Source organism: Bradyrhizobium sp. CCBAU 51753 (assembly GCF_015291565.1).
GTDB lineage: Bacteria > Pseudomonadota > Alphaproteobacteria > Rhizobiales > Xanthobacteraceae > Bradyrhizobium > Bradyrhizobium ivorense.
Map to the genome: position 1 here is coordinate 8,473,329 of NZ_CP030037.1, position 11,541 is coordinate 8,484,869.

The window sequence follows — 11,541 nt, forward strand, 5'->3', positions numbered from 1 at the left end:
CGAGAGGCGGCGGGTCACGAAATCGCGGCCAAATTTTCCCGTTCAGCCCAATTTTCGCTCTTTTTCCAGCCGCTTGGCCCAGGCCTTGGCCTGCGCCAGCACGTTTTTGGGCGCCGTGCCGCCGAACGAGGTCCGGCTTTTCACCGAGGATTCGACGCTGAGCACCTTCAGCGCGTCCGCGGTAATCTTGGGCTCGACCTCCTGCATCGCCTGCAGCGGCAGCTCGTGCAGCGCCACGCCCTGCGCCGAGGCGAGGCCGACGATGCGCCCGGTGACGTGGTGGGCGTCGCGGAACGGCATTTTCAGGGTGCGCACCAGCCAGTCGGCGAGGTCGGTCGCGGTGGCGTAGCCCTCGCCGGCAGCAAGCTTCATCTTCGCTTCGTCCGGCACCAGATCCTCGACCATGCCGGTCATGGCCCGGATCGCCAGCGACAGTGCCGCGAACGCCTCCATGGCGCCCTGCTTGTCCTCCTGCATGTCCTTTTGATAGGCGAGCGGCAGGCCCTTCATCACGATCAGCAGCGCGGTGAGCGCACCGATTACCCGGCCGGTCTTGGCGCGCACCAGCTCGGCGGCGTCGGGGTTGCGCTTCTGCGGCATGATCGACGAGCCGGTGGTGAACTTGTCGCTGAGCTTGACCAGGCCGACCAGCGGCGAGGTCCAGATCACGATCTCCTCGGCAAAGCGCGACATGTGCACGGCGCAGATCGCCGCCGCCGACAGCGTCTCCAGCACGAAATCGCGGTCCGACACCGCATCGAGCGAATTGGCCATCGCACGGTCGAAGCCGAGCGCCTTGGCGGTCGCGGTGCGGTCGATCGGGAACGAGGTGCCGGCCAGCGCCGCGGCGCCGAGCGGCGATTCGTTCAGCCGCTTGCGCGCATCGGCAAAGCGGCCGCGGTCGCGCGAGGCCATCTCGACGTAGGCCAGCAGATGGTGGCCGAAAGTGACGGGCTGCGCGGTCTGCAGATGGGTGAAGCCCGGCATGACCGTGCCGGCATGCTCCAGCGCACGGTCGACCAGCGCCTGCTGGAACGCCGCCAGCGCCGCATCGGTCTCATCGATGGTGTCGCGGACATAGAGCCGGAAGTCGGTCGCGACCTGGTCGTTGCGCGAGCGCGCGGTGTGCAGCCGGCCCGCGGCCGGCCCGATCAACTCGGACAGGCGTGACTCGACATTCATATGAATGTCCTCGAGCGCGCGCTTGAAGTCGAAATCGCCCTTGGAGATTTCTGACAAAATCGTGTCTAGACCTTTGCCGATATTTTTCGCATCAGCTGCGGTGATGATGCCTTGCGCGGCAAGCATTGCGGCGTGGGCCTTGGACGCTGAGATGTCCTGGGCATAGAGGTGACGGTCGACGTCGATGGAGACGTTGATTTCCTCCATGATCGCGTCGGGACGCTCCGAGAACCGGCCGCCCCACATCTTGTTGCTCATGACTTCTCGCTCACGACTTTGTATTGCAGGCCTTGTGGTCTCGCTGCCGGAGCGGCGAAACGGCGGGGCGGTTCCGATCGTATTCCTCGCACTGCATAGCCATATCTGACCCAGGATGACAAACGATATGCCCGAGACGACCCCGCCAGAGCCCACCGCCGAGCCGGCTGCCAGGCCGGCTGCAAAGTGGCGCATCCCGCTCGTGATCGGCGCGGTGTTGGTTGGGACCGTGATCGGCTATGCCGCCGTCTCGAGCTTCAAGCGTCCGGCCGGCGATTTGGCCTGCACCGGGGCCGTGGACCTGGCCAAAAAGATCGCGCCGCTGGCCCATGGCGAGGTCGCCGCGCTGACCATGGCGAGCACCCCGCTCCGGCTGCCCGACCTCAGCTTCGAGGACGCCAACGGCCAGCCGAAGAAGCTCTCGGACTTCCGCGGCAAGACCGTATTGGTGAACCTGTGGGCGACCTGGTGCGTGCCCTGCCGCAAGGAGATGCCGGCGCTCGACAGCCTGCAGACCAAGCTCGGCGGCAAGGATTTCGAGGTGGTCGCCATCAACATCGACACCCGCGACCCCGACAAGCCGAGGGCGTTCCTGAAAGAGGCCAATCTGAATAATCTGGGCTATTTCAGCGATGCAAAAGCCAAGGTGTTTCAGGACCTTAAGAACATAGGCAAGGCGCTCGGAATGCCGACCTCGGTGCTGGTCGACGCCAAGGGCTGCGAAATCGCCAACATCGCCGGCCCCGCCGAATGGGCGAGCGACGACGCGATCAAGCTGGTGAAGGCCGCCATGCAGCCCGCCGCGGCCGGGCTTTGACACTTCGGGCGTGACTGCAGCCGGATCGGCCCCGCACTACTCACACCCGTCATTGCGAGCGAAGCGAAGCAATCCATCCCTCCGCGCAATCTGAAGCATGGATTGCTTCGCTGCTCGCAATGACGCGGATAGTTTCGCGCCTCGGAACTACGGGACAGTGTTAGGCGACGGTGTTGAGGTTGCCGCCGACGCCGGCGGCCAAATTTGCCGTGGAGGGCGTGCCGAGCAGGGTCTGAACCGCGAATCTCTCGGCGTCGATGTTCTGCTTGGTGACGCGGGTCGCGATCTCGTTCTGCAGATTGCCCTGCTGCATCGACAGGATGCTCGTGACCATGCTCATCATGTCCATGCGCGGTACTCCCAGAACAGCGCATGGCGTAGCGCGCGCAAGTTAATGGCGGGTAACCGGCCGAGGCAGGCCGGCGCATCGTTCCCGTAATCCGTCATCCCCGCGCAGAGGCTTCGCCTTTGTCGCTGGAGGAGCGGCTCTTGGCCGCGTCTCGAAGGATGCACGGCCCGGCTGGTGGCCGTCGACCCTTCGAGGCTCGCAAGGGGCTCGCACCTCAGGGTGACGGTCGTAGAGACAGATGCTCGGCTACCGCGTCGGGATCGGGCGGTCGCCGCGGTAGTCGTAGAAGCCGCGCTGGGTCTTGCGGCCGAGCCAGCCGGCCTCGACGTATTTCACCAGCAGCGGGCACGGCCGGTATTTTGAATCGGCGAGGCCCTCATGCAGCACCTGCATGATCGACAGACAAGTGTCGAGGCCGATGAAATCGGCGAGCTCGAGCGGGCCCATCGGATGATGCGCGCCGAGCTTCATCGCCGCGTCGATCGCTTCGACGTTACCGACGCCCTCATACAGCGTGTAGATCGCCTCGTTGATCATCGGCAGCAGGATGCGGTTGACGATGAAGGCCGGGAAATCCTCCGACACCGCGACCTGTTTGCCGAGCTTGGCGACGAACGCCTTGGCGGTGTCGAAGGTCATGTCGTCGGTGGCGATGCCACGGATCAGCTCGACCAGCTCCATCGCCGGTACCGGATTCATGAAATGAATGCCGATGAATTTCTCCGGACGATCGGTCGAGGCGGCGAGCCTTGTGATCGAGATCGACGACGAGTTGGTCGCGACGATCGCCTCGGGTTTCAGCACCGCGCAGACCTCATGGAAGATCTTGCGCTTGGTCTCTTCCTTCTCGACCGCGGTCTCGATCACGAGATCGCAATCGGCGAGCGCGTCGAGCGCCTCGGCGGAGGCGATGCGGTCGAGCGCCTTCTTGCGCTCGTCCTCTGAAATGGTCTTCTTCGCGACCTGGCGGGTCAGATTGCCGTTGATGGTCGCGAGCGCCGACTTCAGCCGGTCGGCGGACACGTCGTTGAGCACCACGTCGAAGCCGGCCAGCGCCGCCACATGGGCGATCCCATTGCCCATCTGGCCCGAACCGATCACGCCGACCTTCTTGATTGCCACCGTCATCTTGTCATCCACCGGAACGGCGCGCACATCGCGCCTGCCCATGCCCAACGATACCCGAAAAGAAGCCTTCCGGGTTGCCCAATTCCGGAATCGGCTGTTCAAAATAAGAACACCGGCCGGAGCTTAGCCATCCGGCCGGTGTCTTGTCGCTTACTTTCCGAGCTTGCCGAGCGCTTCGGTGAGCTCCGGAACCGCCTGGTAGAGATCGGCGACCAGGCCGTAATCGGCGACCTGGAAGATCGGCGCGTCCTCGTCCTTGTTGATCGCGACGATCACCTTGGAGTCCTTCATGCCGGCCAGATGCTGGATCGCGCCGGAGATGCCGACCGCGACATAAAGTTCCGGGGCCACCACCTTGCCGGTCTGGCCGACCTGCCAGTCGTTCGGCGCATAGCCGGCATCGACCGCGGCGCGCGAGGCGCCGACACCGGCACCAAGCTTGTCGGCGAGCGGCTCGATGTATTTTGCAAAATTCTCGCGGCTCTGCATGGCGCGGCCGCCAGAGACGATGATCTTGGCCGAGGTCAGCTCCGGACGGTCGCTCTTGGCGACCTCCTCGCCGACGAACGTGGACAGGCCCGGATCGGCCGCCGCCGCGGCGCTCTCGATCGCGGCGCTGCCGCCCTCGCCGGCGGCGGCGAAGGTCGAGGTGCGCACCGTGATCACCTTCTTGGCGTCTTTCGACTTCACGGTCTGGATCGCGTTGCCGGCGTAGATCGGCCGCTCGAAGGTGTCGGGCGCGACCACCTTGATGATCTCGGAGACCTGCATGACGTCGAGCAGGGCTGCGACGCGCGGCATCACGTTCTTGAAGCGCGAGGTCGCGGGCGCGACGAAGGCGTCATAGTTCGGCGCCAGCGCCACGATCAGCGCCGCCAGCGGCTCGGCGAGGTCGTGCTCATAGGCCGGACCTTCGGCGACCAGCACCTTGGCGACGCCGGCGAGCTTGGCCGCGGCTTCGGCGGCCGCCTTGGTGCCCTGGCCGCCGGCGACCAGCACATGCACGTCGCCGCCGAGCTGGCTGGCTGCGGTCAGCGCCTTGTTGGTGGCGTCCTTGAGGGTCTCGTGGTCGTGTTCAGCAATCAGCAGCGTCGTCATCAGAGAACCCCGGCTTCGGTCTTGAGCTTGTTCACGAGTTCGGCAACGTCCTTCACCTTGACGCCCGCCTTGCGGCCTGCCGGTTCCGAGGTCTTGATGATTTCCAGACGCGGCGCGAGATCGACGCCGTAGTCCGACGCGCTCTTGTCGTCGATCGGCTTCTTCTTCGCCTTCATGATGTTGGGCAGCGAGGCGTAGCGCGGCTCGTTGAGACGCAGGTCAGTGGTGACGATCGCCGGGCCCTTCAGCTTGATGGTCTGCAGGCCGCCGTCGACTTCGCGCGTCACCTTGAAGTCGCTTCCATCGACCTCGAGCTTGGAGGCGAAGGTCGCCTGCGACCAGCCGAGCAGCGCGGCCAGCATCTGGCCGGTCTGATTGCTATCGTCGTCGATCGCCTGCTTGCCGAGAATGACGAGGCCGGGCTGCTCCGCCTCGACCACCGCCTTGAGGATCTTGGCGACCGCGAGCGGTTCGACGTTGCCCTCGGCCTTCACGAGGATGCCGCGGTCGGCGCCCATGGCGAGGCCGGTGCGGATGGTCTCCGAGGCCTGCGCCGGTCCGATCGACACCACCACCACCTCGGTCGCCTTGCCGGCTTCCTTCAGCCGCAGCGCTTCCTCGACGGCGATTTCGTCGAACGGGTTCATCGACATCTTGACGTTGGCGAGCTCAACGCCCGTCCCGTCGCTCTTGACGCGGACCTTGACGTTGTAGTCGACGACCCGCTTTACCGGCACAAGAACCTTCATCGATCCCTCTGATCCTCTTTCGCTTTGATTTTATGGGTTTTGGTTGGCTGGCGCGGAACCTAAAGGTCCCGCTACCCCCGGTCAACGCGCCAAAACCAAAAATCCGTCCTCCCGGATTTGAACCAGTTTAGCGGTTCTGGCCGGGCACCCACAACACGTCCCCGGCGCCCTTGTTGTTCTGGAAGCGGCTGGCAACGAACAGGAAATCCGACAGGCGGTTCATATACTGGATGCCAGCGGCATTGACCGGCTCGTCCGGCCGGGCCGCGAGTTCCACCATCATGCGTTCCGCGCGGCGACATATGGTGCGGGCGAGATGCAGATATGCAGATGCCGCCGTCCCGCCCGGCAGCACGAACGAGGTCAGCGGGGCCAGCTGGTCATTGAGCTGATCGATGTCGCGCTCGAGCCGCTCGACCTGGCTCGCCAGCATCCGCAGCCGCTCGGCCTTGCCCTCGCGCTCGGGCACCGCGAGATCGGCGCCGAGATCGAACAGATCGTTCTGGATCCGCCCGAGCATCGCATCAACGTCGGGACTATCAGCCAGATGCAGCCGGACCACGCCGATCGCAGCATTGGTCTCGTCGACCGTGCCATAGGCGGCAACGCGCAGATCGTATTTCGGCCGCCGCTCGCCGGAGCCGAGCGCGGTGGTGCCGTCATCGCCGGTGCGCGTGTAGATCCGATTGAGAACGACCATGGCCAGCTCCGGTGTTGGTTTCCACCTCTCCCATAGGGAGAGGTCGCGAGCATCTTGCGAGCGGGTGAGGGGTTGCGTCGCACGATGGACCTGAACCCCTCACCCGGATCGCTAACGCGATCCGACCTCTCCCTATGGGAGAGGTGAACATCTACCTTGCCTACCGCCCCATCGCCCAGACCGCGATCATGGCGATGACGATGGCGACGAATTGCAGCAGGACGCGCAGCCGCATCAGCCTCTGCGACGTGTTCGGCGAGCCGCCTTTCATCATGTTGATGAGACCGAGCAGCAGCACCAGCGCCACAGCGCCGACGGCGATTGGAAGAATGAACATGCTGAGAGCAGATGCCATCTTCGCTACATAACACCGCGTGAGGCGGACTTCCACCGACGGCGGCCATGCGACCGGTCGATGCAACCGACTGGCTTTTCCGCGCGTAATATCCCAAGCTGGACCCAGTCTCGGGCTGAGCCGTTGTCGATGATGCCGGGTGGAATGTGAAACAGCTTCGTTACGTCACCCATGTCGTGATCGATGCCCTTTACACGTTCCTCGCCGATGACGGCTGGGCGATCGCGAGCCACATCGCGCTCTCGACCCTGATGGCGCTGTTCCCGTTCCTGATCGTGCTGACGTCGCTGGCCGGCTTCTTCGGCTCCAAGCAGCTGGCCGACCAGGCGGTCGGGCTGCTGCTGCAGGTCTGGCCGCAGCAGGTCGCCGATTCCCTGTCCGGCGAGATCCACGACGTGCTGACCACGACACGCGGCGATATCCTGACCATCGGCGCGGTGCTCGCGGTCTATTTCGCCTCCAACGGCGTCGAGGCGCTGCGGGTGGCGCTGAACCGCGCCTATGCCGTGCCCGAGCCGCGAAGCTGGTACTGGCTGCGGCTGGAATCGATCGGCTACACGCTGGTCGCCGCAGTCACGTCGCTGGCGATGGCGTTCCTGATCGTGCTCGGGCCGCTGATCATCGAGGCGGCGCGGCGCTATATCCCGTTCTTCGTCGAATCCAACGAGAGCCTGCTCAACACCGCCCGCTACGGCATCACGATCCTGGCGCTGGTGGTCGCGCTGTTCATCCTGCACGCCTGGCTGCCGGCGGGCCGCCGCAGCTTCCTGCAGATCGTGCCCGGCATCGTCTTCACCGTGGTCGCCTCGCTGCTGTCGGGCATCGGCTTCGGCATGTACCTGGCGCGCTTCGCCAACAACTACGTCACGATGTATGCCGGGCTCGCCTCGGTGGTGATCGCGCTGGTGTTCCTGTATTTCATCGCCGCGATCTTCGTGTTCGGCGGCGAGCTCAACGCGGCGATCATCAAGTCGCGGCTGCCGCGCGACGGCACGCTTCAAGCAGCGCAGTTGCCAGCGCGCGCGGAGACACCGGTTTGACGAGGAAGCCGTCGGCGCCGGCGGCGCGCGCGGCGGCCTCGTCCTCGGCGCGGCCGGAGATGCCGACAATCGCGATGCGGCCATGCGGCGGCGGCAGCGCGCGGATGCGCTTGATCGCCTCGACCCCGCCGATGCCCGGCAGCACCATATCCATCAGCACCGCGTCGAACGCGCCCTGACCGAGCCGCTCCGGTGCGGCCTCGCCCCGGCCGACGAATTCGGCGTGATGGCCGAGCTCGGTCAGAATGGTGTTGAGCACAACGCGGCCGAACGGGTTGTCCTCGACGCTGAGCAGCCGCATCCCCTGCGCCGCATTCGCCGCCCGATCGTCGGACAGCACGCCGACCGGGCCGTCGGCCGGCGCCAGCACCACGTTCAGCGTGAACACGGTGCCGCCGCCGGCGCGAGGCGTCGCGACGATGTCGCCGCCCATGGCGCGCGCCAGCTGCTTGACCGAGGACAGGCCGAGCCCGGCGCCGCCGAACCGCGAAGCGATCGAGACATTGGCCTGCGAGAACGGCCGGAACAGGCGTTTGACCTCGGCAAGCGACAGCCCGATGCCGCTGTCGGAGATCGCAAAGGCAACGCCGACCTTGCCCTTCGGCGCGCTCGCCGGCATCACATCGAGCTCGATGCTACCCTGCTCGGTGAACTTGACGGCATTGTCGATCAGGTTCTCCAGCGCCGCCCGCAGGCGGACGGGATCACCGACCGCGAAGGCCGGCAATTTGTCGGACATCTCGACGGAGGCCTGCAGCCCCTTGGCCGCCGCGCGGCCGGCCAGCGAATCGCCGGCACTGCGCGCCAGCGCCCGCAGGTCGAAGAAGTCCTGGCGGATCTCGAGCCCGGGCCCCTCGCTGCGCGCGGCATCGACGAACAGGGTCGCAAGGCTCGCTAAGTGCTCGGCGCCGGCCTTGATGGTATCGACCCAGCGCCGCTCGCGCTCGCCGAGATCGGAGGTCGCGAGCAGGTTGCTGATCGCGAGAATCCCGGTCAGCGGCGTCCGCACCTCATGGGCAAAGGCGGCCAGCGCGGTCTCGACCATGCCGGGGCCGGACTTCGCCGACGGCTTCGACGCCTTGCGGCGCGGCTTCGCGGCCGCCTTGACGGCGCGGGTTTTGGCCGTGCGGGCTTTTGTCTTCAGGGCGCGCGTCTTCGGCGGCGGCCGCCTGGCTTGCCGCTTGCTGCGCCCTCCGCGCGATCGTTTCGCCATGATCTCCGTGACCCCGCCCCGGCGCCAGCATGGCATGCCAGCAGTGGCAGAGTCACGGCGCCCTTTGGGAGGAGCCGAGGCGAATCAGGATTGGTAAGCGGTCCATCCATTTGCGGAACCTCTGCCACGGGCGTTGCCAAAATGCCGAAAAACAACCCCATGCAAAGTAGCCGGCAGCGGCCGGTTCGACCCGGCAACCCGACACTCCGGTCAAATCAGCGGTATTATTCTACTATTCAGAAAATCATGCAGGCTCCCCCGGCTGAGGGAGCACAGCTCCTCCGCGGCGGACTACAAGCCGACCAGACGGCGGATGTCGGCCGGGCTCGCTCCCGCCGCCCGCAATTCGCGCAGCCCGGTCGCCCGGGTCGATTTGGACAGTTTTTGCCCCGCCGTGTCGTGGATCAGCCGGTGATGGCGGTAGGCCGGTTGCGGCAGGCCGAGCAGCGCCTGCAGCAGGCGATGGATGCTGGTCGACCAGAACAGGTCCATGCCCCGGACGACGTCGGTGACGCCCTGCAGGGCATCGTCGATCACGACCGAGAGATGGTAGCTGGTCGGGGTCTCCTTGCGCGCCAGGATGACGTCGCCCCAGGCCTCCGGGCGGGCCGCCACCTCGCCGGTCTCGCCGCCCGGCCCCGCGCCGGCTTCACGCCAGGCGAGGCCGCCGGCACGCGCGCACGCCGCCGCCATGTCGAGCCGCAGCGCGAACGGCAGGCCCTGCGCCATCAGCCGGTCGCGCTCATCGGGCGCGAGCGATTTCGCGGTTCCCGGATAGAGCGGCGCGCCGTCGGGATCGCGCGGCCAGGCGCAGCGGGCGTCCTGCTCGGCCACCAGCCGCGCGATCTCGGCGCGGCTCTCAAAACTCGGATAGACCAGCCCTTGCGCCGCGAGCTGTTCGACCGCCGCGCGATAGGCGGCAAAATGCTCCGACTGCCGGCGCACCGGCGTCTCCCAGACAATCCCGAGCCAGGCGAGATCCTCATAAATCGCTGTCTCGAACTCCGGCCGGCACCGCGTCACGTCGATGTCCTCGATCCGCAGCAGCAAGCGCCCGCCGGTCTGCCGCGCGAGGTCAAAGTTCAGCAGCGCCGAATAGGCGTGGCCGAGATGCAGATAGCCGTTCGGGCTCGGCGCAAAACGGAAAACGGGTGGCATGGCGATCAATCGCAAGTCATGGCCGGGCATAGCCGCCTGCTTCCGCTCGCCTATGCCCGGCGATTCTTCTAAACGAGACTCTGTTACGATAGGAGATGGATGCACCCGTCAAGCCCGCGCATGACAAGTTGAAGCCAGTCCCACAATGCTGATCCACCTCGAAACCCAGGCCGACCTCGATGACGCGATCCAAAAGCTCGTCGCGCAGGACCGGCGTCTGCGTCCGATCCTCGAACTGACCGGGATGCCGGCGATCCGGCAGCGCGAGCCGGGCTTTGCCGGGCTCGCCGCGATCATCTGTGGCCAGCAGCTCTCGACGGCGAGCGCGGCGGCGATCTGGGGCCGCGTCAGCAAGGCGTTCGACCCGTTCGATCACGATGCGATCCGCAAGGCGCGCGCCGACCGGCTGGGCCGGCTCGGGCTGTCGGCGGCCAAGATCAAGACGCTGAAGCACATCGCGCGCGAGCTCGCCGAGGAGCGGCTGAACCTCGACGTGCTCGCCAATGAGGAGGCCGACGCCGCGCACAACACGCTGACCGCGCTGCCCGGCATCGGCCCGTGGACCGCCGACGTCTATCTGCTGTTCTGCCTCGGCCATGGCGACGCCTGGCCGGCGGGCGACCTCGCCGTGCAGGAGGCGGTCAAGGCCGGCCTCGGGCTGAAGGAGCGGCCGACGTCGAAGCAGATGGCGCCGCTCGCCGAGCCGTGGCGTCCGCTGCGCGGCGCCGCCGCGCATCTGTGGTGGGCGTATTACCGCGTGCTCAGGAAGCGCGAGGGCGTCATCGCGAGCACCGCCTAGTGCGGGATGAAATTTGCCGCAGGAACAAAATCGCCGACCTCATTTCTTGGCGGGCTATCGTCAACCGGACTGCGGCGCTCTCCAGGGGATCACCCGCGGAATCCAGCGGCGGACGTTCGCGCAATATGCCTCGTACTCCGAACCAAACGTGTCCCGCAAAGTCGGCTCTTCATAAGCAACGACGAACAGGTGGAAGGCGAGCCAGAGCAGTGCGCCCAACAGAACGAGGCGCCAATCGCCAAACAGCATCGCTTGACCAAGGATGATTGCGACGACGGCGAGGTAGATCGGATTGCGCACATGCCGGTAGAGACCTGTGACCACCAAGTTCTTGGTTGGCGCAACCGGCGCAGGTGTGCCGAGTCCTTGAAGCGCAAATCGTGCAAAGGAGTCCACAAGTCCGGGCAAGCCGACCAAGATGAGGAGAACGCCGACTGAGCGCGCGCCTTCAAGACCGAAAAAGGCAGGCTTGAACTCCCAGCGCGTCATCGACCACGGGATCAGACCTGCGAGCACACACGGCGCAACCAGGAAGAATAGTGCAGAGCCCAAGACGGCACCCACCCTTTGCATGGTCACTCCCTGATGCTCTCGTGGGCGGCGCTAGAGCAATTTCCGTTCCGATGGAATCGGAACGGAGCTCTAGATTCTTGTCTTGACGCGTTTTCTTCACGCGAACCGGTATCCACTTCGCT

Annotated in this window: 13 protein-coding genes; 3 read left to right on the top strand and 10 right to left on the bottom strand. The window is 65.8% G+C overall.

Annotated elements, in window-relative coordinates; all coding sequences use genetic code 11:
* Positions 1 to 42: 42 nt before the first annotated feature.
* Positions 43 to 1,440: an argininosuccinate lyase gene (argH, locus tag XH93_RS38960; RefSeq protein WP_194471505.1), complete on the bottom strand. Its 1,398-nt coding sequence runs from the start codon at positions 1,438 to 1,440 to the stop codon at positions 43 to 45.
* Between the two features lie 115 nt (positions 1,441 to 1,555).
* Here argH and XH93_RS38965 point away from each other — a divergent pair, with 115 nt between their 5' ends.
* Positions 1,556 to 2,257 carry a TlpA disulfide reductase family protein gene (locus tag XH93_RS38965; protein WP_139486770.1) on the top strand — a complete coding sequence of 234 codons (702 nt, stop codon included), beginning with the start codon at positions 1,556 to 1,558 and terminating at the stop codon, positions 2,255 to 2,257.
* Between the two features lie 160 nt (positions 2,258 to 2,417).
* Here XH93_RS38965 and XH93_RS38970 read toward each other — a convergent pair whose 3' ends face one another.
* The 6 genes from XH93_RS38970 to XH93_RS38995 all read right to left on the bottom strand — a co-directional run bounded on the left by XH93_RS38970 (position 2,418) and on the right by XH93_RS38995 (position 6,636).
* The gene (locus tag XH93_RS38970; RefSeq protein ID WP_139486771.1) at positions 2,418 to 2,606 is read right to left on the bottom strand and encodes a putative motility protein; all 189 of its coding nucleotides are present in this window, start codon (positions 2,604 to 2,606) and stop codon (positions 2,418 to 2,420) included.
* Positions 2,607 to 2,852: 246 nt separating this feature from the next.
* A complete protein-coding gene (locus XH93_RS38975) occupies positions 2,853 to 3,734 on the bottom strand; it encodes a 3-hydroxybutyryl-CoA dehydrogenase (RefSeq protein WP_194471506.1) in 882 nt (293 codons plus the stop codon).
* A 150-nt stretch (positions 3,735 to 3,884) separates the two neighbouring features.
* The gene (locus tag XH93_RS38980) at positions 3,885 to 4,832 is read right to left on the bottom strand and encodes an electron transfer flavoprotein subunit alpha/FixB family protein (protein ID WP_194471507.1); all 948 of its coding nucleotides are present in this window, start codon (positions 4,830 to 4,832) and stop codon (positions 3,885 to 3,887) included.
* Positions 4,832 to 5,581, bottom strand: a complete 750-nt coding sequence (locus XH93_RS38985; protein ID WP_194471508.1) for an electron transfer flavoprotein subunit beta/FixA family protein — start codon at positions 5,579 to 5,581, stop codon at positions 4,832 to 4,834. Before XH93_RS38985 ends, XH93_RS38980 begins: the two co-directional genes overlap by 1 nt.
* A 127-nt stretch (positions 5,582 to 5,708) precedes the next feature.
* On the bottom strand, positions 5,709 to 6,281 hold the full coding sequence (locus XH93_RS38990) for a cob(I)yrinic acid a,c-diamide adenosyltransferase (RefSeq protein ID WP_139486775.1): 573 nt from the start codon (positions 6,279 to 6,281) through the stop codon (positions 5,709 to 5,711).
* Positions 6,282 to 6,441: 160 nt separating this feature from the next.
* On the bottom strand, positions 6,442 to 6,636 hold the full coding sequence (locus XH93_RS38995) for a twin transmembrane helix small protein (RefSeq protein ID WP_194471509.1): 195 nt from the start codon (positions 6,634 to 6,636) through the stop codon (positions 6,442 to 6,444).
* 146 nt (positions 6,637 to 6,782) lie between these two features.
* Between XH93_RS38995 and XH93_RS39000 the strand changes: the two genes are divergently transcribed.
* Entirely contained in the window at positions 6,783 to 7,676 is an 894-nt protein-coding gene (locus tag XH93_RS39000) for a YihY/virulence factor BrkB family protein (protein WP_194471510.1), read from the top strand.
* Here the strand turns inward: XH93_RS39000 and XH93_RS39005 are convergent.
* Positions 7,603 to 8,889, bottom strand: a complete 1,287-nt coding sequence (locus XH93_RS39005) for an ATP-binding protein (protein ID WP_194471511.1) — start codon at positions 8,887 to 8,889, stop codon at positions 7,603 to 7,605. The two genes, XH93_RS39000 and XH93_RS39005, sit on opposite strands and share 74 nt — an antisense overlap.
* Positions 8,890 to 9,180: 291 nt before the next feature.
* On the bottom strand, positions 9,181 to 10,047 hold the full coding sequence (gluQRS, locus tag XH93_RS39010; RefSeq protein WP_194471512.1) for a tRNA glutamyl-Q(34) synthetase GluQRS: 867 nt from the start codon (positions 10,045 to 10,047) through the stop codon (positions 9,181 to 9,183).
* 145 nt (positions 10,048 to 10,192) lie between these two features.
* Between gluQRS and XH93_RS39015 the strand changes: the two genes are divergently transcribed.
* Complete coding sequence (locus XH93_RS39015; RefSeq protein WP_194471513.1) at positions 10,193 to 10,846, top strand: DNA-3-methyladenine glycosylase; 654 nt, start codon at positions 10,193 to 10,195, stop codon at positions 10,844 to 10,846.
* Between the two features lie 60 nt (positions 10,847 to 10,906).
* Here XH93_RS39015 and XH93_RS39020 read toward each other — a convergent pair whose 3' ends face one another.
* Positions 10,907 to 11,419, bottom strand: coding sequence for an isoprenylcysteine carboxylmethyltransferase family protein (locus XH93_RS39020; protein WP_194471514.1), 513 nt, complete (start codon positions 11,417 to 11,419; stop codon positions 10,907 to 10,909).
* Positions 11,420 to 11,541 lie beyond the last annotated feature (122 nt).

Bases quoted from the DNA above. Each gene is read 5' to 3' on its own strand.
- XH93_RS38975 (WP_194471506.1), bottom strand. From the start codon at position 3,734: ATGACGGTGGCAATCAAGAAGGTCGGCGTGATCGGTTCGGGCCAGATG.
- XH93_RS39020 (WP_194471514.1), bottom strand. From the start codon at position 11,419: ATGCAAAGGGTGGGTGCCGTCTTGGGCTCTGCACTATTCTTCCTGGTT.
- XH93_RS38990 (WP_139486775.1), bottom strand. From the start codon at position 6,281: ATGGTCGTTCTCAATCGGATCTACACGCGCACCGGCGATGACGGCACC.
- XH93_RS38980 (WP_194471507.1), bottom strand. From the start codon at position 4,832: ATGACGACGCTGCTGATTGCTGAACACGACCACGAGACCCTCAAGGAC.
- XH93_RS38970 (WP_139486771.1), bottom strand. From the start codon at position 2,606: ATGGACATGATGAGCATGGTCACGAGCATCCTGTCGATGCAGCAGGGC.
- XH93_RS38965 (WP_139486770.1), top strand. From the start codon at position 1,556: ATGACAAACGATATGCCCGAGACGACCCCGCCAGAGCCCACCGCCGAG.
- XH93_RS38995 (WP_194471509.1), bottom strand. From the start codon at position 6,636: ATGGCATCTGCTCTCAGCATGTTCATTCTTCCAATCGCCGTCGGCGCT.
- argH (WP_194471505.1), bottom strand. From the start codon at position 1,440: ATGAGCAACAAGATGTGGGGCGGCCGGTTCTCGGAGCGTCCCGACGCG.
- XH93_RS39015 (WP_194471513.1), top strand. From the start codon at position 10,193: ATGCTGATCCACCTCGAAACCCAGGCCGACCTCGATGACGCGATCCAA.
- XH93_RS38985 (WP_194471508.1), bottom strand. From the start codon at position 5,581: ATGAAGGTTCTTGTGCCGGTAAAGCGGGTCGTCGACTACAACGTCAAG.
- gluQRS (WP_194471512.1), bottom strand. From the start codon at position 10,047: ATGCCACCCGTTTTCCGTTTTGCGCCGAGCCCGAACGGCTATCTGCAT.
- XH93_RS39005 (WP_194471511.1), bottom strand. From the start codon at position 8,889: ATGGCGAAACGATCGCGCGGAGGGCGCAGCAAGCGGCAAGCCAGGCGG.